This window comes from Streptomyces sp. NPDC059832 (assembly GCF_042731715.1).
In the GTDB taxonomy this organism is placed as follows: Bacteria; Actinomycetota; Actinomycetes; order Streptomycetales; family Streptomycetaceae; genus Streptomyces.
In genome coordinates this window covers 40,375-57,202 of sequence record NZ_JBHWIY010000022.1, presented here as the reverse complement: position 1 = coordinate 57,202, position 16,828 = coordinate 40,375, and the positions used below count along the sequence as shown (strand labels likewise).

General features: G+C 71.1%; 14 protein-coding genes. 8 read left to right on the top strand and 6 right to left on the bottom strand.

What is annotated here, in order from left to right; all coding sequences use genetic code 11:
* Positions 1–35: 35 nt before the first annotated feature.
* From ACFV8T_RS30690 to ACFV8T_RS30670, 5 genes are all read left to right on the top strand, one after another.
* Positions 36–1,073, top strand: coding sequence for a helix-turn-helix domain-containing protein (locus ACFV8T_RS30690; protein WP_385333965.1), 1,038 nt, complete (start codon positions 36–38; stop codon positions 1,071–1,073).
* Positions 1,067–2,038, top strand: a complete 972-nt coding sequence (locus tag ACFV8T_RS30685) for a helix-turn-helix domain-containing protein (protein ID WP_385333962.1) — start codon at positions 1,067–1,069, stop codon at positions 2,036–2,038. Before ACFV8T_RS30690 ends, ACFV8T_RS30685 begins: the two co-directional genes overlap by 7 nt.
* Positions 2,039–2,152: 114 nt before the next feature.
* Positions 2,153–3,079, top strand: coding sequence for a glyoxalase (locus ACFV8T_RS30680; protein ID WP_385333959.1), 927 nt, complete (start codon positions 2,153–2,155; stop codon positions 3,077–3,079).
* A gap of 316 nt (positions 3,080–3,395) precedes the next feature.
* Complete coding sequence (locus ACFV8T_RS30675) at positions 3,396–4,385, top strand: hypothetical protein (RefSeq protein WP_385333957.1); 990 nt, start codon at positions 3,396–3,398, stop codon at positions 4,383–4,385.
* Positions 4,385–4,510, top strand: coding sequence for a hypothetical protein (locus tag ACFV8T_RS30670; protein WP_385333954.1), 126 nt, complete (start codon positions 4,385–4,387; stop codon positions 4,508–4,510). Before ACFV8T_RS30675 ends, ACFV8T_RS30670 begins: the two co-directional genes overlap by 1 nt.
* 436 nt (positions 4,511–4,946) lie before the next feature.
* Here the strand turns inward: ACFV8T_RS30670 and ACFV8T_RS30665 are convergent, their stop codons facing one another.
* The 6 genes from ACFV8T_RS30665 to ACFV8T_RS30640 form a co-directional block, all read right to left on the bottom strand.
* On the bottom strand, positions 4,947–5,798 hold the full coding sequence (locus tag ACFV8T_RS30665; RefSeq protein WP_385333951.1) for an NmrA/HSCARG family protein: 852 nt from the start codon (positions 5,796–5,798) through the stop codon (positions 4,947–4,949).
* Between the two features lie 265 nt (positions 5,799–6,063).
* Positions 6,064–7,755 carry an ATP-binding cassette domain-containing protein gene (locus ACFV8T_RS30660; protein WP_385333948.1) on the bottom strand — a complete coding sequence of 564 codons (1,692 nt, stop codon included), beginning with the start codon at positions 7,753–7,755 and terminating at the stop codon, positions 6,064–6,066.
* Complete coding sequence (locus tag ACFV8T_RS30655) at positions 7,752–9,488, bottom strand: ABC transporter ATP-binding protein/permease (RefSeq protein WP_385333945.1); 1,737 nt, start codon at positions 9,486–9,488, stop codon at positions 7,752–7,754. The genes ACFV8T_RS30660 and ACFV8T_RS30655 overlap by 4 nt, the downstream gene beginning before the upstream one ends.
* Positions 9,485–10,747, bottom strand: a complete 1,263-nt coding sequence (locus tag ACFV8T_RS30650; protein WP_385333942.1) for a cytochrome d ubiquinol oxidase subunit II — start codon at positions 10,745–10,747, stop codon at positions 9,485–9,487. The genes ACFV8T_RS30655 and ACFV8T_RS30650 overlap by 4 nt, the downstream gene beginning before the upstream one ends.
* The gene (locus ACFV8T_RS30645) at positions 10,740–12,107 is read right to left on the bottom strand and encodes a cytochrome ubiquinol oxidase subunit I (RefSeq protein WP_385333940.1); all 1,368 of its coding nucleotides are present in this window, start codon (positions 12,105–12,107) and stop codon (positions 10,740–10,742) included. Before ACFV8T_RS30645 ends, ACFV8T_RS30650 begins: the two co-directional genes overlap by 8 nt.
* 184 nt (positions 12,108–12,291) lie before the next feature.
* Positions 12,292–12,867, bottom strand: coding sequence for a Dps family protein (locus tag ACFV8T_RS30640; protein WP_385333937.1), 576 nt, complete (start codon positions 12,865–12,867; stop codon positions 12,292–12,294).
* A gap of 373 nt (positions 12,868–13,240) precedes the next feature.
* Here ACFV8T_RS30640 and ACFV8T_RS30635 point away from each other — a divergent pair, with 373 nt between their 5' ends.
* Genes ACFV8T_RS30635 through ACFV8T_RS30625 form a run of 3 tightly spaced genes read left to right on the top strand, consistent with a single transcriptional unit; the run spans position 13,241 to position 16,826 of the window.
* Positions 13,241–15,418, top strand: coding sequence for a xanthine dehydrogenase family protein molybdopterin-binding subunit (locus tag ACFV8T_RS30635; RefSeq protein WP_385333935.1), 2,178 nt, complete (start codon positions 13,241–13,243; stop codon positions 15,416–15,418).
* The gene (locus ACFV8T_RS30630) at positions 15,415–16,347 is read left to right on the top strand and encodes an FAD binding domain-containing protein (RefSeq protein ID WP_385333933.1); all 933 of its coding nucleotides are present in this window, start codon (positions 15,415–15,417) and stop codon (positions 16,345–16,347) included. Before ACFV8T_RS30635 ends, ACFV8T_RS30630 begins: the two co-directional genes overlap by 4 nt.
* Positions 16,344–16,826, top strand: a complete 483-nt coding sequence (locus tag ACFV8T_RS30625) for a (2Fe-2S)-binding protein (protein ID WP_385333930.1) — start codon at positions 16,344–16,346, stop codon at positions 16,824–16,826. Before ACFV8T_RS30630 ends, ACFV8T_RS30625 begins: the two co-directional genes overlap by 4 nt.
* The last annotated feature ends 2 nt before the right edge of the window (positions 16,827–16,828 follow it).

Below are 16,828 nucleotides of genomic sequence, written 5' to 3'. Positions count from 1 at the left end.
TGCGCCGGCCAGTACGGCTACAGCATGCTCAGACCATGCCAACCGTGATCGGCTCCTTCGAGGAGAGACGCTGGAGGCCGGATTCCGGCGCGAGTCGAGCCCAGGTGCTGAGCACGCGCTCGGTTCCGCCGCGCGAGAGCCTGGACTTCTGGCACGACGCCGTGCTCGCGACCTTGGTGGGGATGGACATCGCCACCGACGGCCCGGCCTATGACGCGGCCCTGCGTACCGACCACCTGGGGAACCTGCGGATCACCACGGTGGAGTGCGACCCGGGGCGCGTCCACCGGTCGCCGCGCTTCATAGCCCGCGGCGACGGACGGGACGTCTTCGTGGCGCTCCAGAGCGGCGGCCGCGCCCAAGTCGAACAGGACGGCCGTACCACCGAGTTGCGGGCCGGTGACATCGGGTTCTTCGAGACCATTCGGCCCTTCCGCACGACGTTCCCGGAACGCTTCCAGCTGAAGATCTTCGCGGTCCCGCGGAACCTGCTCGGGCGGTCGGAGGCCGATCTGAGGCAGCTCACCGCGCGGGCCGTGCGCCCGAGCGGCGGCTTGCCCGCCCTGCTTGCCCCGTTGCTGGAACGGCTGGCGGACACCTCCGAGGCATACGCGACGCCGGTGGGCGAGCGACTGGCCGAGGGTGTCCTCGACCTGATGGCGGCCACGGCGGCGGACCGGCTCGGCGAGGACACCGCCGTCCTGCCGGGTGCCGACCGGGTCCTGCTGCTGCGGATCAAGACCTTCATCCGCTGGCACCTGTCGGACTCCGGTCTGACCCCCCGGGCCGTCGCCCAGGCCCATGGCGTCTCCGTCCGCTATCTGCACCGGCTGTTCGAGGCCGAGGACATCACCGTGTGCCAGTGGATCCGCGAGCTGCGGCTGCACGAGTGCCGTAGGGAACTCGTCGCACGGGCACCGGGATCGGTCAGCCTGGGCCAGGTCGCGCGACGCTGGGGCTTCACCAGTCCCGCCCGGTTCAGCAGGGCCTTCCACAGCTCCTTCGGCCTGTCTCCCACGGACTGGCTCGACCGGGAGCGTACAAGCCGTGGGACGGGAGAAGTGCCGTGCTGACCGGATCGCTGACCACCCCAGGCCAAGGGGCGTCCTTCTCCATCCGGGGCCTCGCTCCCAGGGACCGCACCGCCGCGTGGGAACGCGCGCTGTCACAGGTCTTCGCGGGTCTAGAGGTCGCCGTGGAGGGCGACCGCCCGTGGGCGGGCGAGCTGACTGCCGAGCGCTTCGGCGCGCTCCAGATCGCCACTGAGGAGTTCGGCCCGGGAACGATCCTGCGCAGTGCCCGCTCGGTGGCCGCCGACCCCAGCACCCACATCCTCGTACGTCTGCAACTGGACGGCACCGCAACGCTGTTGCAGGACGGCCGCGTCGCCGAACTCCGGCCCGGCCGACTGGCGTTCCACGACGCGCGGCGCCCGTACCGGATCGTGCTGCCCACGCGGCAGCGGGCCCGGGTCCTCATGATGCCCCGCGCCCTGCTCCGGCTGGAGGAAGGGCAGCTGTCCGCGCTGACGGCAACCGTGGTGGACGACGCCGAGGAGGGAGCAGCGGCCTTGCTGCTGCCGCTGCTGCGCGGGCTCGTCGACGAGATCACGCGGACCCCTGCCACCGGACGCGACCACCTCGCCCGCATCGCGGCGGAGATCCTGGCCACCCTGGCCCTGGAGCAGGTCAGCAGTCGGCCCGCGCCCGCACTGTGGGAGCGGATCACGGCATCCGCCCAGGCCCGGTTGCAGGACCCCGGACTCAGCCCTCAGAGCATCGCCGACCAGCACGGCATCTCCCTGCGCTACCTGCATCGCCTCTTCCAGCTGCAGGGCACCACCGTCAACGCCTGGGTGCGGACGAGACGGCTCGAGTCGGCGCACGAGGAACTCGCCACGGCCGGCGCGGCCCACAGGTCGATCGCGGCGGTGGCCGCCCGCTGGGGTTTCACCAACCCCTCCCACTTCAGCCGGACGTTCCGCGAAACGTATGGGATGTCGCCGGTGCAGTGGCGCGCTGCGCACCTGGAGACCTGACATCCGGCCGGAACTGTTCCCGGAATGGCAAGACCCGGGGCGCTGTCAGCATGATCGCTCCCGCGCTCGGCGCCTAGCTTTCGCCGTATGCGGTTCCTGCGGAAAGGAACGGAAATGAAGCGCAGAGCGATGGCGTGGATGCTGCCCGCCCTCATGGTGGCACTGAGCCTTGTGGGATCCGGGGCGCCGTCCTCGGCCCAGGACGGGGCAGCCGCCGCGTCGGCCTCGACCACGGCGGTAGGTCCCCAGTACGACACCACGCACGTCTATGTCACCCCCGGAGCGGTGGACGCGTTCGTCGCCAGCTGGGGCGCGACCTTCGGCGGTACCCACACGGCCAAGGTCCTCACGACCGTCACGCCGACGCCCAGCAAGACGGAGTCGGAACTGGTGATGTCGCCCGTCGGCAACCTGTCCGTGTTCGACTTCCGGACGCCCGCCCCGTACCCGTTCGGCGCCGAACGGACGGGCTGGCTCATGAGCGACTTCGACAAGGGCGTCCGACTGGCCAGGCAGAGCGGGGCGCAACTGGTCGTCGAGCCCTTCGACGACCCCATCGGGCGGGACGCGATCGTCCAGTTCCCGGGCGGCATCAACGCCCAGCTGTACTGGCACACCACGGCGCCGTCATACGAACCCCTGGAATCCGTGCCGGACAACCGCGTCTACCTGACGCCCGACTCGGTGGGCCGATTCCTCGGCTCCTACCTGCAGTTCACCGGGGGGCGTGTCGTCGCCGACCGCCGGGCGGCGGACGGCGGTGACATCGGCTTGCCCAAGGAGACATATCGCCGGATCGCCATCCGCTCCCCGTTCGGCTGCACGGTCGTGAGCGTCACCGACGGCCATCTTCCCTACCCGTTCGGACGGGAGACCACCGGATACGCGGTGAAGGACCTCGTCGTGACACTGCGGAAGGCCGAGGCAGCGGGCGCGAAAGTGCTGTGGGGCCCGTACACCGGCGACGGCTACTCCAGCGCCATGGTGCAGTTCCCCGGCGGTTATGTGGCCGAACTGCATCAGGACAGCGGTCACCGGTGATCGACGGGGCGGCGTTCGACCTGGCGACTGATATCGCGCATCCAACGGCCGGCCCGGCCGGATCCGGCTATGACGTGGAGACGGATCTCGGCGTGGAGCCGCGTTGGCGTGGCGGCTCAGCCGTTCATCCAGCTTTCCAGGCCATTCTCCGACTTCACCGGCACCCCGGACCGCGTCGGTCCCGGGCGCCCTTCGTAGCGCCGGCTCGTCCCTGGCGACGAACCGGTCGATTCCATCGAGGGCATCGGCGAACTGCGCCGGCGGTTCGCCGGCTGAGCACACACGTTGAGTCTTCACACCGGAAAGGAACACCACCATGTCCGCAGCCGAGCGATGGTCACGGACCGGCCTGCTGGCCACAGCCGTGGCGGCGGCCCTCACGATTACCGTCACCGGCGCGGCGACCGCCACTGCCGGTCCGGTCCCGGACGCACGCTTCCTCGCGCATCTGAACATGACCGACGGGCAGCGACCGGAGAACATAGCCCTGGAGCCCGGCGGCGGCGCGTACGTCACCTTCGCCTTCTCCCGCCAGGTCGCCCGCATCACCCCCGACGGCCGGGCGCACGTCCTGGCAACCCTGCCGTCACCCCGGGCCGGGTCCGTCACCCCGGTCCTTACCTCGCCGTTTCTCGGCGGTATCGTCCGCACCCACGACGGGACGCTGTACTTCTTGTACGCCACGGGTACCAGCGAGCTGACCGGTGTGTGGCGCCTGCGCCCCGGGGGCGCTCCACAGCGCATCGCCGCGCTTCCGGCCGACAGCCTGCCCAACGGCCTGGCACTCGACAGGCACAGTGGCCTGCTGTACGTAGCCGATTCGGCCCTCGGCATCGTCTGGCGGGTGCCGGTTGCGGGCAGCACGCCCACCCGGTGGGCCGCCGCCCCCGAGCTGCTGCCCACCGGATTCCTGGGTGCCAACGGCATCAAGATCCACAACGGGGCGGCCTGGGTGTCCAACCTGGACAAGGGCACCGTGCTGCGCATTCCCCTCACGTGCCACGGCAGCGCCGGGCCCATCGAGACCCGGGCCACCGGACTGGTCGACATCGACGACTTCGACTTCACAGGCGCCGGTGACACCCTGCTCGCGGCGATCAACAAGGACAACGAGGTCGCCCTGGTCAGGCCCGACGGGAGCCACAGCATCGTGCTGACCACCGCCGACGGGCTGCAGAACCCCACTTCGCTCGCCGTACGGGGCGGCACGGCGTACATCGCCAGCGGCGCCTATTTCACGAACAGCGACCCCAACGTACTCGCGGTCCACATCGAGCACGGCAAGTGGCGGAAGGAATCGATGTGATGGGTGACCAGGAAGCCGTGGACACCAACGATTTCGACCCGGACGCCTTCCTGGTCGTACCGGCCCGGACCTTCGAGGAACTGCACGTCGGCGAGGTCTTCCGTGCGCCCAGTCGGAACCTCTGAGCGGTGGCTTCACGACCACGTGGTCGTCGTTGTCGCTGCCCGCGACGAGCCGCCGTGCGCCGTAGGACCCGCAGTGGGTCGCCGTCCACCGTGACGACCTGCAGCGGGCCCAGCGGGGACATACGGATCGTGCCGCGGTCGACCACGTCGGGAACGCCCATGTCCACCGCCCCGAACGTACGGGACAGAGCGTTGCAACCGTACGTTGGCCGTCGGTGGTCGGGCGCCGTGTCCGTGGTGTGGAGGGCGCCCGAGGGACCGGGCTCCAGCAGTGAAGAATCCGACGACATGATCTCCGCCCCAGGCCTGTGCGTTTTCCGGACACACCGAGCCAGTGGGGGCGAGTTCGCCACATCGCGTGAACGTGTGAGATCCGGGCCGGACCGGATCGCACGGGCGTGCTTGTGAGATCCGGGCCGACAGGCGGACGGCAGGTTCAGCGGGCGCTCGCCCAGGCGCGCTGCGCCCAGTCGGCGAAGCCGGTCCAGCGGATCTCCGGGTGGGCATCGTGAAGTGCGGGGATGTCGACGCGGTAGCCGGGGCCGTTCAGGAACGTCCACATCGCATGCATGTCCGGATTGCCGATGGCCGTCAGCGGTACGCGCTCATGGCGGACTTCCCGTCCCACCGCGGCACCGAGCGCAGTCGCCATCCGTGCCGGAGTGGGGGCGTCGGAGGCCAGTTCGATACGCCGTCCGACATACGGAACAGGGTTGAGCAGCACTTTCGCCGCGAACGCGCCGAGGTCGGGGCGGGCGAGCTGCTGCAACGGCCGATCGGGCGGCAGCGGCAGATCGAGAACACCGTCGAGGATGCGTTCCGCTCCGCCGAGTGCGTTGTCGAAGAAGTACGTCGGTCCCAGGATCGTGTACGGCACATCTCCCGCGGCCAGCTCCGCCTCGATGCGCGCCTTGCTCTCGAAGTGCGGTACGCCGCTGTCCTGATCGGCCCCGGCGACCGAGCTGAACACGAGATGCGGGACGCGCGCCTGCGCCGCGGCGGAGAGGATGGCACGCCCCTGGCCCACCTCCGCCTCGACACCGGCCTCGAAGGGTGTGGTGAAAGCGAACACACCGGCCACCCCTTGCATGGCTGCGGCGAGCGACCCGCGTTCGCTCAGGGACCCCGCCACCACGTCGACGTCCCGGCCGGCCAGTTTCCGCGCGGCACTGTGGCCGGGGTCGCGGACCAGCGCCCTGATCCGGGCCCCGCGGGCCAGCAGCGCGTCGATCACGGCCCTGCCCTGTCCACCGGTCGCCGCAAGCACCAATACCGGTTCATCAGACATTGAAGAACTCCTCTCCCAACAGAGGGCACCGGATCGGCAGCCGGCCCCAGCGGTCATCATCCGTGCCGGACGACGGGGCACGGTGCCGACGCGCGGAAGAAGGGCACTGGAGGGCATGTCCCGGTGCGCGCACAGTCATGACGGCCGTGCACCCGGCGCCTGGCGTTTCCCACCGCACGCGATTGCCGGAAGAGGAACCCATGTGGTTCGGCATCTTCACGCCCTCATGGCCGCCGTCCCTCCGAAGCGGTACCCGGGGACGATGTCACCGCGCGCGAAAGGAAGTTGTCCGGCCTCCGCTTCGACTGAGGCCGGCCGCCACGGGCCCTGCCGAGCCGCCGCCGGCCAGGTCCCCGCCTCGCCCGAGGCGGACGACCGCGGTGGGCGGCCGGGCGGGCAGGCCGAGGTCCTGCTCCTGCATCGCGATCACCACCGAGGTCTCGGGCAGTGTCCGGAACAGCGCGGCCAGCAGCGCCTCGGCGGTGGGCCGGTCCAGGCCGGCGGTGGGTTCGTCCAGCAGGAGCACCAGGGGGCGGCGCAGCACGGCGCGTCCGATCGCGAGGCGCCGTCGCTGCCCCTGGGACAGCAGACGTCCGCCGGGCCCCACCGGGGTGTCGAGCGGCAGCGCGGAGAGACCGACCACTTTCTGTACGGCCCGCAGGGCGGCGGTGTCGGCCGAGGGGGCGGCTTGACGGAGGTTGGCCGCCACCGTGTCGTCGGCCAGCCAGTCGTCGGCCTCCACCAGGGTGACCGTCTCGGCGACGATCCGGGCCGGCAGCTCGTGCACCGGTGTGTCGTCGAGGAGGACCGTGCCGACAGGGGCCGGTATCCGTCCGGCGAGCTGTCCGAGCAGCGTCGACTTCCCGCTGCCGTTGGGGCCGGTGACCAGCACCAGGCCGGGGCCGGACAGGGTCGTGGAGAGGGTTGCAGGCGAGCCGGGAAGCGGCAGTCCGTCTGTTTCCAGGACGTGTGAGGTCGGCCGCTGCCGACCCGCGGGTGGCTCCTCGGCAGCGAGGGGCGCGAGGCGTCCGGCTGCTTCGCCCGCCTGGGTCAGCAGGTGCAGCAGCCGGGGTAGCCGCTCCAGCAACTCCCACCCAGCGGCCACCAGCAGCACCTCGCCCACCACGGAGGCGACCGGCTGAGCCGGGGCCGCGCACAGGGCGATCACCAGCACCGAAGCCTGGCCGACGGCGGCCAGCAGGCGCAGCGCCAGACGTCCCAGCCGTTCGGCTCGGGCGGCGGCCCACTCGGCGGATTCGACAGTCGCCATCGCGGCCGTCGCCGACCGTCGCGCCTGCGGTACGGCGTCCAGGCAGCGCAGTTCGTCGAAGGCGGCCCGGCTGCCGAGCAGCACGGTACGGAGCTCGGACCTGGCCTCGGCAGCGGTGCCCAGATGGGCTCGTGCGCGGCGGTGGGCTCGCCGGGCGCAGACCAGCCCGGCCGCCCAGACGACCAGCTCTGCCGCCCCCAGGAGCGGCATCGCCCACAGCAGCAGGATCTCGATCAGGCACGCGGTGGTGACGGCCGCCGCGAGCGGTGCGCAGACGTTTGCGGGCAGACCCGCGACGGTCTCTACGTCGGAGGTGAGCCGGGCGAGCAGTGTCCCGTCGCGTTGTCCGCGCAGCTCACGGGGGGTGAGCCGGGCGGCGCCACGGGCCAGCTGGGTGCGCAGCGTCACGGAGGCGGACAGCAACGTCCGGTGGCTGACCAGGCGTTCGAGGTAGCGCAGTCCGGTGCGGGCCAGAGCCAGCGTCCGCACGGCACCCGAGGGATACATCCAGGACCAGGTGGTGTTGGCCTGGAGGGTGACCACGGTACAGGTCGTCAGAAACCATCCGGACACGCCGAGGAGCGCGGCACCGCCGAGTTCGGCCGCGATGGCCAGCAGTGTGCCGGCCAGCAGGGCGCGGCGCGGAGCCGCCATGCGCAGCAGACGCCAGGCGCCGCTCCCGTTCACCGGACTCTCCCGTGCCTCAGTGTGATGACCTGGTCCGCCAGCGGCAGCAGTGCCGGACTGTGGGTGGCGAGCAGGACCGTACGGTCGCGGGCCAGCGTCCGCAGTGCTGACAGGACCCGCGCTTCAGCCTCCGGGTCCAGGTGCGCGGTGGGTTCGTCCAGGCACAGCAGGGGCGCGTCCCGCAACAGCGCCCGGACCAGCGCCAGTTGCTGGGACTGGCCGGAGGACAGGCCGGTGCCGCGTTCGCCGAGCGGTGTGTCCAGTCCGTGGGGCAGCGCGGTCAGAAGGTCTTCGAAGCCGAGGGAGGCGATGGCGCCGAGCAGGTCGTGGTCGCTCGCGGTGGGCCGGGCCAGGAGAAGGTTCTCGCGCAGGGTGCCGGGCAGCAGGTGTGCCGGCTGGCCCACCCAGGAGACCCGGCCGGGATCGGCGGGGACGGCCCGTCCGTCCAGCATGTGGAGCGCCCGTCCCTCGTGCGGGGCGGACAGGCCCGCCGCGACGGCCAGCAGGGTGGACTTGCCCGCCCCGCTCGGTCCGGTGACGACGAGACACCGGGCCGGTGCGAGCTCCACACCGACCCGGTCCAGAGCAGGTGCCGTACGCCCCGGGTGACGGATCGTCACGGCTTCCAGACGTACGCCGGGAGGCGACGAGCCTCGGACCGGCCGGAGCGGCACGGCCGACGGCAGGTCCGTCTCCTCGGGTGCGTCCAGGATCGGGGCCAGCAGCTCGGCGGCGGCAGCGGCTCGGGCGCGGGCGTGGTAGCCGGCGGCCAGGTCCCGGGCCGGGGCGAAGTAGGCGGGTACCAGGACGAGGACGAACAGCGCGGCGGACAGGCTCATGTGGTCCGGGACGACGGGCAGGTGCAGATAATCGAGCAGGACCAGGCCGCAGTAGGTCGCCACCACGGCGAGGGTGCCGGTGATGAGCAGCTCGACCCACGCGGTCGACAGAAAGGCGATCCGCAGCACCTTCTCGGTCCGCCGGGCGACCTCCCGGTCGTCCCGCTCCAGGGCACGGGCCGCCTCGTCGTGTGCGCCGAGCCCGACCAGGGTGGGCAGCCCGCGCAGATGGTCCAGCAGCCCGGCCTGATGGGTGCGGATCCCGGCCAACTGGGCGCGGACAGCGCTCTGTGTGCCGAGGCCGATGACCTTCAGGTTGGCCGGGAGCAGCGGGGTGGCGGCCAGCACGAGCAGGGCGACGAACCAGCTGCGGCAGGCGACGGCGGCCAGGACGAGGCCACTGCCGAGCAGCATGGTCGTCCGTGCGGGCACGTATCCGGTGAGCCAGTCGGTCAGCTGGTCCACCTCGCCGTCGACGGCCCGGTCGGGTGCAGTCTCGCCCAGGTCGGTGCGGGCCGGCCCGCGGGCGGGCAGCGCCGTTTCGATGATCCGGCGGCGCAATGTCTCGCGTACCACGCGGGCGCCACGGGCGGCTGCCGCGTCACCCGCGGTCAACAGGCAGGCGCGCAGGGCGACTCCGGCCGCGGTCAGCAGGGCGGGCAGCACCAGGGCCGTCGCGGGCACCTCGCCGTGCAGCGCCGACAGACCGCGTTGCGCGCCCCAGGAGAGCCCGCCCGCCCACAGCACCGTGCCCGACCGGGCCGAGCCGCGCAGGATCCCCGCGCGACGCAGCTCGGACCGGGCGACCGCCGCCCAGGCCTTCAGCCTGACGGGCGCCGGATCGTCGGTCCGGTCCGCGGCCAGCTCGTCCAGCAGTACGGCGGTGTCGCTCACGAGGTGGTCTCCGCCCCGGTGTCCGCGTCGAAGTATCCGGCGCGGGCGTCACGGCGGTCGCCGACGATCCAGGCGGCCAGTGCGGTGCAGCCCAGCACCGTGACGCCGATCGGTCCGATGAGGTCGCAGACGCCGCCGAACACGTCCTGGGAGAGGCCGGTGGCCAGGACGCCGAGCACCGTCAGCAGGACGCGTCGCACGATCGTCCGTGGTGCGCCGGTGGACTTCGGTGCGGCCGGAAGCGAGCGGCCCCGGGCGGGCAACGGCGGTGCGGGGTCCTCCAGCGGATCGCTGTACTTGCCGCGGAAACTCCGCCACGCGTAGATGTTGTAGGCCAGGACGAACGGCATACACAGGCCGACGCCGAGGACCAGGAACAGCTGGGAGGAGTGCGGGCTCGCCGCCTGATGGACGGTCAGGCCGGGCGGCACGATCACCGGCAGGGAGACGGCGGCGAGGCCCAGCAGCCCACTGGCGGTCATGGTGGCCACGGCCGCGAATGGCCGCCAGTCTGGGCTGCGGCCGAAGCCGTGCCAGGCGACGGCGCCTGCCACGGCGGCGACCCCCACGGCGAGCCAGAACAGCACAGCCCGTACCGGCTGGCCCAGGTGGAACTGCTGCGGTTCGGCGCCCGGCAGCAGCAGGCCGAGCACGAGCGCCATGACCACGGTGGCCGACAGCAGGGACCGTCCGGTGCGCCGGACCCCCGACCGCGACCACCCTTCGGTCTTGTCCTGCAGCCAGGCGGCCCCGGCCAGCAGGTACACGACGACCAGACCGAGGGCGCACAGCACACCGTAGAGGCTGAACCAGTCGAAGGCCCCGCCGTGGAAAGCTCCGTTCCGCTGCTGCGGGCCGGTGAGCACGGCACCGAGGACGAGGCCCTGGCACACGGTGGCCGCGAGCGAAGCCCCGCCGAAGAGCAGCGCCCAGCCCCGCCGGTAGCGGCCTGCCGCGCTGTGCATCTCCAGGCCCAGTCCGCGCAGGATGATCGATACCAGCATGACGATCAGCGGCAGATAGACGCCGGGCAGCACCACGGCGTAGGCGCCGGGCAGGCCGGCCCACAGGACCACGCCGACCAGGATGAGCCAGCTCTCGTTGGCGTCCCAGGCGGTGGCGACGATCTCGCCGTATTCCCGCCGGCGCTCGGGCCCGGCCGCCAGACTGAGCATCCCCACGCCGAGGTCGTAGCCGTCGAGGACGACGTACATGCCGAGCGAGAAGAGGACCAGGGCGTAAGCGGCGTACTCAAGCAACGAGGGCCTCCGGGACGTCGGGCGAAGCGGGGCCGGTGGGCAGTGCCTCGGGGCCGGCCTTGACCGTACGGACGATGTAGCGGGCCCAGATGGCCAGCAGGGTGACGTAGAGCAGGACGAAGCACACGAGTGTGGCGGCGACTTCGGGTGTGCTGAGGTGGGAGACCGCGTCAGCGGTGCGCAACTGGCCGTAGACGACCCAGGGTTGGCGGCCCGTCTCGGCGACGATCCAGCCGCCGGTGATGGCGATGATCCCGGCCGGGGTCATCCACACCATCCACCGCAGAAAGCGTGGCGAGTCGTACAGGCGCCGGCGCATGCGCAGGACCACGCCCGTGAAGGCCGTGCCGAACATGAGCAGCGCGGTGAAGTACATGGCGCGGAAGCCGTAGAAGGTGGCCCACATGTTGGGGCGTTCGTCGGGTGGGGTCTGCAGCAGTCCGGGCGTTGTCGTCCTGCCGCTGAGGTCCTGGGCGATGACCGAGCCGAGGTAGGGAATCTCGACGTGCAGCCGGTTCTCGCCCTTGTCGGTGTCGGGGACGACGAGCAGGTTGTAGCCGTTGTTGTCGCTCTGCCAGTTGCCTTCGAACGCCTCCAGCTTGGGCAGTTGGTGCTGTCCCATGAAGACGGCGGTGCCGTCACCGACGTACAGCTGCACCGGCATCAGCACACCGAGGACGCCGAGGGCGATGGACAGACAGCGGCGGGCCATGGGCTGGGCGGAGGACCGTTTCTTCACCAGGTACCAGGCGGAAATGCCGCCGACGAACCAGGCGGAGCTGATCAGCACGGCCAGCAGCATGTGCGGGAAGCGGTGGGCGAAGGCCGGGTTGAGCAGGATGCCGATCCAGTCCTTCGCGTGGAACTGGCCGTCGACCTTCTCGTAGCCGACCGGGTTCTGCATCCAGCTGTTGGCCGACAGGATCCAGGTGGTGGACAGCAGGGTTCCGAAGGCGACCATCCAGCCGGCCAGGGCCATGGTGCGCGGGCGGATCCGTCCGTCCCCGTACAGCATCAGGCCGATGAAACCCGCTTCCAGGAAGAAGGCCGTGATCACCTCCATGCCGATGGTGACCCCGATGACCGGACCCACCGCGTGGGCGTACGTGCCCCAGTTCAGGCCGAACTCGAAGGTCATCACCGTGCCCGCGACGACGCCCAGGCCGAACCCGACCGCGAAGATCTTCTTCCAGAACCGGAAGATCTGCAGGTAGAGGGGATTGCCCGTGCGCACGTAGACCGTGTAGACGACTGCGAGCAGCACGGAGAGCCCAACGGTGAGCGCTGGGAAGGTCATATGGAAGATCGCGGTGATCGCGAACTGCCAGCGGGACAGTTCGACGACGGTGGACGAAGCCATGGGCACTCCAGGGGAGCAGCGATGTGACGGGCGTCGGGCGCGGTCCGGGCCACCGGACCGCGCCCGGGGCGGGGACACGCACCGCATGAGCGGAAGGGGCGTGGCACCCGCAGCCTGACGCCGTCGGGACGTCCGCCGGTCCACTCGCCCGACGCTGCGCACCTCTGAGTGCCGTGCGGACGGCTCAGGCGCGCACCAGCGGGGTGTCCACCAGGTGCTCGGCCAGGAACCATGCCTGCAGTTCGCCGGTGCGGACGATCTGCGAGACCAGCAGGTCGTTGGTGCCGTCGTCGCCCAGCTCGGCGGTGCGGGTGGCCGCGTCATGGGCATCCGTGAGGATGATCTCGTGGGCTTCGAGCAGTCGCGAGAGCATGGCCGGTACCTCCTCCACACCGTCCGGCGGGCGCGGAATCGACGTGATACCGGCGACGTGCCGCGGATCGCCCACGGCGACACCTCCCAGCGTCTGGACACGCTCGGCGAGGATGTCGACGAGTTCCAGTTGCTCTCCCGCGTGCTTGTCCAGGAGCAGGTGCAGCTGGTAGAAGGTCGCGCCCCGCATGCTCCAGTGGTGCTTCTTGTAGAGGCCGTAGAGTATCTGGGTGTCCGCCAGCACCTTGTTCAGGCGCTGGGAGGAGTACATGCGCGCCTCGTAGGACAGAGCGAGGGGGAACTGCTTGACGGTCCCGAACTCCTGGATGACCGAGCCCTTCTGGTGCAACCACGGCTGGCTGCTCGTGGGCTGGGAGCTGGTGGTCATGGCGTGCCTCCTGCGATGTCGTGCCGAAACGTGCGCGGTCGACGCTAGGGGCCGGACCGAGGGCCGCGTTGTCCGCGAGCGCACGCGTAGGTGCCCCTGAGCGCACCGGATCCGGGAGAGTGCGATGCACCACATCCGACGCCCGCACGCTGATCCACCAGGGATTACGGGGCAGCCCTTAGTATTCGAGCAGCTGAATTCCACCGGCGTGCCGTCCATCGAAATGGCGTCGGAATGGTGTCAGCTCCCGCAAAGACACGAACGGGGTGTTGCTGTGGAGCAATGGACAAGGCGTGAGGACGAGCGGCTGCTTTCCGGGAAAGGCCGGTATGTTGCCGATATCCACGTTCCTGGATGTCTGGACGCGGCATTCGTGAGAAGCAAGGTGGCCCACGGCGTACTGCGCGCCGTGGACTGCACGGCGGCCCGTGATGTGCCCGGGGTCGTGGGAGCCTGGTCGGCCGCGGATCTGCCGGAGCTTCCGCCGGTTCCGTACACCCTGCTGGCCAGGCTCTCCACGGAGGACGCCGTAGCGGGCCGGGAGTGGCCGGCCCTCGTGACGGACCGGGTGCGATATCCGGGCGAGGCGCTGGCGGTCGTCCTCGGGGAGGACCGGTACCGGGCCGAGGACGGGGCCGCCGAGGTCACCACCACGATCGATCCGCTGCCCGCCGTGGTGACACCCGCCGCGGCGCTGGACGATTCCGTACGGCTGTTCGACGGACTGAGCAACATCGCCCTGCGCGGCGAGGCGGGAGAGCCCGTCGATCCGTCCGTCTGGCAGGACGCCGCCGCCGTGGTCGAGGCCACGTACCGTCAGCAACTGCTGATGCCCAGCCCCATGGAATGCCGGACGATCCTCGCCGTACCGGACGGAGACCGGCTGACGGTGTGGTCGGGGCACCAGATGCCGCACCGGCTACGGCGTGAACTGGCAGCGACTCTGGGCTGGTCCGCCGACCGGATCCGGGTCGTCGTCCCGGACACCGGAGGCGCTTTCGGGTCGAAGAGTGCCGCGTTCCCCGAGTTCGTGGTTGTCGTCCACCTGGCGGTGAAGCTCGGCCGGCCGGTCCGATGGATCGAGGACCGCCTGGAGTCCATGCTCGTCGCCACCCGGGGCCGGGGACAGGACCAGACCGTACGCCTGGCCGCCGACGCGGAAGGACGGCTCCTCGCCTACGAGCTGACGATCGACGCCGATGTCGGCGCCTATCCGCACCTGGGCGCGGGACTGCCGATGCAGACGGCGTGGATGGCGACCGGCGCGTACACGACCCCACGCGTCCATGCGACCCTGCGGTCGGTGCTCACCAACACCATGGTGACCTACCCGTACCGTGGCGCCGGGCGTCCCGAGGCGGTGATCGCGATCGAGCGGGCGATGGACCTGCTCGCCCGGCGACTCGGGATCGACCCGATCGAGCTGCGGCGGCGCAACTTCATTCCGCCCGATGCCTTCCCGTACGAGACGCCGACCGGACGCCGCTACGACAGCGGGGACTACGCCGCCGCCCTGGACCTGGCGCTGGAGACGCTCGGCCACGAGGAGTGGAGCGCGGAGCGGGCCCGTCGTCGCGAGGATCCGGACGCGCTGCCGCTGGGCATCGGTGTCTCGTGCTATGTGGAGCGCTCGGGCGGCGAATCCGGTGGCCTGCACGAGTTCGGCAGCCTGGAAGTCCACGAGGACGGCACCGTCACCGCACGCTGCGGAGCGGCCCCGAGCGGCCAGGGGCACGAGACGGTCTTCCCCGCCTTGGTGGCCAAGGTCCTCGGCATCCCGGAGGCGCAGGTCCGCCTCGTCGAGGGCGACACCGACGAACAGCCCGAAGGACTGGGCTCGTTCGCCAGCCGGTCGGCCCAGGTCGACGGCGCCATGCTCCAGCACGCCGCGACCCGCCTGATCGAGGAGGCGCGCGCCAGGGCGGCGAACCTGTGGGACCTTTCGGTCGACGAGATCGAGTGGGCGGACGGCGCCGTACACACCGCCCACGACGGCTCGGCGGCCACCGGCCTCGGCGATCTGGTGAAGTCGACCGGCCCGTTGCGGGTGGAGGAGCGCTACGAGGCCGCCATGGCGTTCCCCTTCGGCGCACACGCTGCGGTGACCGAGGTGGATCCGGAGCTGGGCACGGTGAACGTCCTGCGGCTCGTGGCAGTCGACGACTGCGGCGTGGTCCTCAACCCCACGGTGGTGCGCGGGCAGGCGTTCGGATCGGCCGTACAGGGTATCGGCCAGGCCCTCTACGAAGGCATGACGTTCGACGACGCCGGCGTGCCGCAGCTGGCGAACGGATTCCTGGACTACCTGCTCCCGACGTTCACGGAGGTCCCGCCCATCGACATCAAGGACACTCGCACACCCGGCCCCGGCACCCCGCTGGGCGCCAAGGGCGCGGGGGAGTCGGGCTGCATCGGTACCCCGGCCGCCATTGTCAACGCCGTGGCAGATGCCCTGCGGATCGCCGATCCCGGCCTGCTGCAGATGCCGCTCACCCCGGGCAGTGTCTGGCGGGCGGCGCAGGCCCCGAAACATGAGGAAGGCGTCCGGTGAAACCCGCGTCCTTCGACTATGTGGTCCCCCGCACGGTCGCCGAGGCCGTCGAGGCACTCGGCGGCACCAGGCGCAAGGCCCAGGTGCTCGCCGGAGGACAGAGCCTGATCCTGGAGATGCACCTGCAGCGCATCCGCCCCGAACTCGTCGTCGACATCAACCGCATCCCGGAACTGGATTGCATGAGCGTCGAGGGCGACGAACTGCGCGTGGGCGCCCTCGTCCGCCACGCGGCCTTCGAGCCGGCCGGTGCCGTACCGGGCCCGCTCGGCACCCTGCTGTCACGGGCCGTCGTCAACATCGCCCACCCGCCGATCCGTTCTCGCGGGACCATGGCCGGCAGCTTCGGCTGGGCCCATCCCGCCTCGGAATGGTGCGCCATCGGCGTCGCCCTGGACGCCGTCGTGGAGGTGACCGGCCCCGACGACGCCCGCGCGATCCCGGCCGGCGACTACTTCCTGGGGCCGTACCGCACCGCACGCCGACCGCAGGAACTGATCACCGCCGTACGGCTCCCGCTGCTCGGCGAGCACACCGGGGTCGGCTTCGTCGAGCACCGCCGTACCCACTTCTGCTTCGCCCAGGTTGCCGTCGCGGCCGCTCTCACGGTGCACGACGGAGTGATCGGCGACGCGCGGATCGGACTGGTCAACTCCGCCGACCGCCCGGTACGGGCCCGTGCCGCCGAACGCACCCTGCTCGATACCGAAATCGGCCCGCTCCCCGCGGGGCGGCGGCTGCCCGACGACCATCCGTTCGCCCGCGCCGGCCGCGTCGCCGCCCGGGAGGACGCCGCACCGCTCGCCGAACCGTACGCCGACGTGGAGTACAAGCGGCAGGCCATCGCCGTCCTGGTCGGCAGAACACTCCGCGAGGCGGCGCTCGATCTGCGCGCACGTCTCGCCGCACGCGAGGGGGACCACCGATGAAGATCACGCTCACGGTGAACGGAACCGCACACCGCCTCGACGTGGAGCCCCGGCGCCTGCTCGCCGACGTCCTGCGTGACGACCTGGGCCTGACCGGTACGCATCTGGGGTGCGAGCACGGCATCTGCGGGGCCTGCACCGTGCTCATGGACGGCGAGCCGGTCCGCGCGTGCCTGGTGCTGGCCGTGCAGTGCGACGGCAGCTCCGTCCGTACGGTGGAGGGCCTCGAGGGACCCGACGGAGAACCCCACCCGCTGCAACGTGCCTTCTCGGCCGAGCACGCGCTCCAGTGCGGCTTCTGCACACCCGGCTTCCTCATGGTGGCCGCAGGAGCGCTCGATACCGATCCCGACCTCGCAGACCACCCGGAGGCCATCGCGGGCGTCGTCGGCTCCAACATCTGCCGGTGCACAGGCTACGAACCCATCCGACGCGCCATCACACGCGCGGCCCAGGAACAACGGGAAGCCACCGCATGACA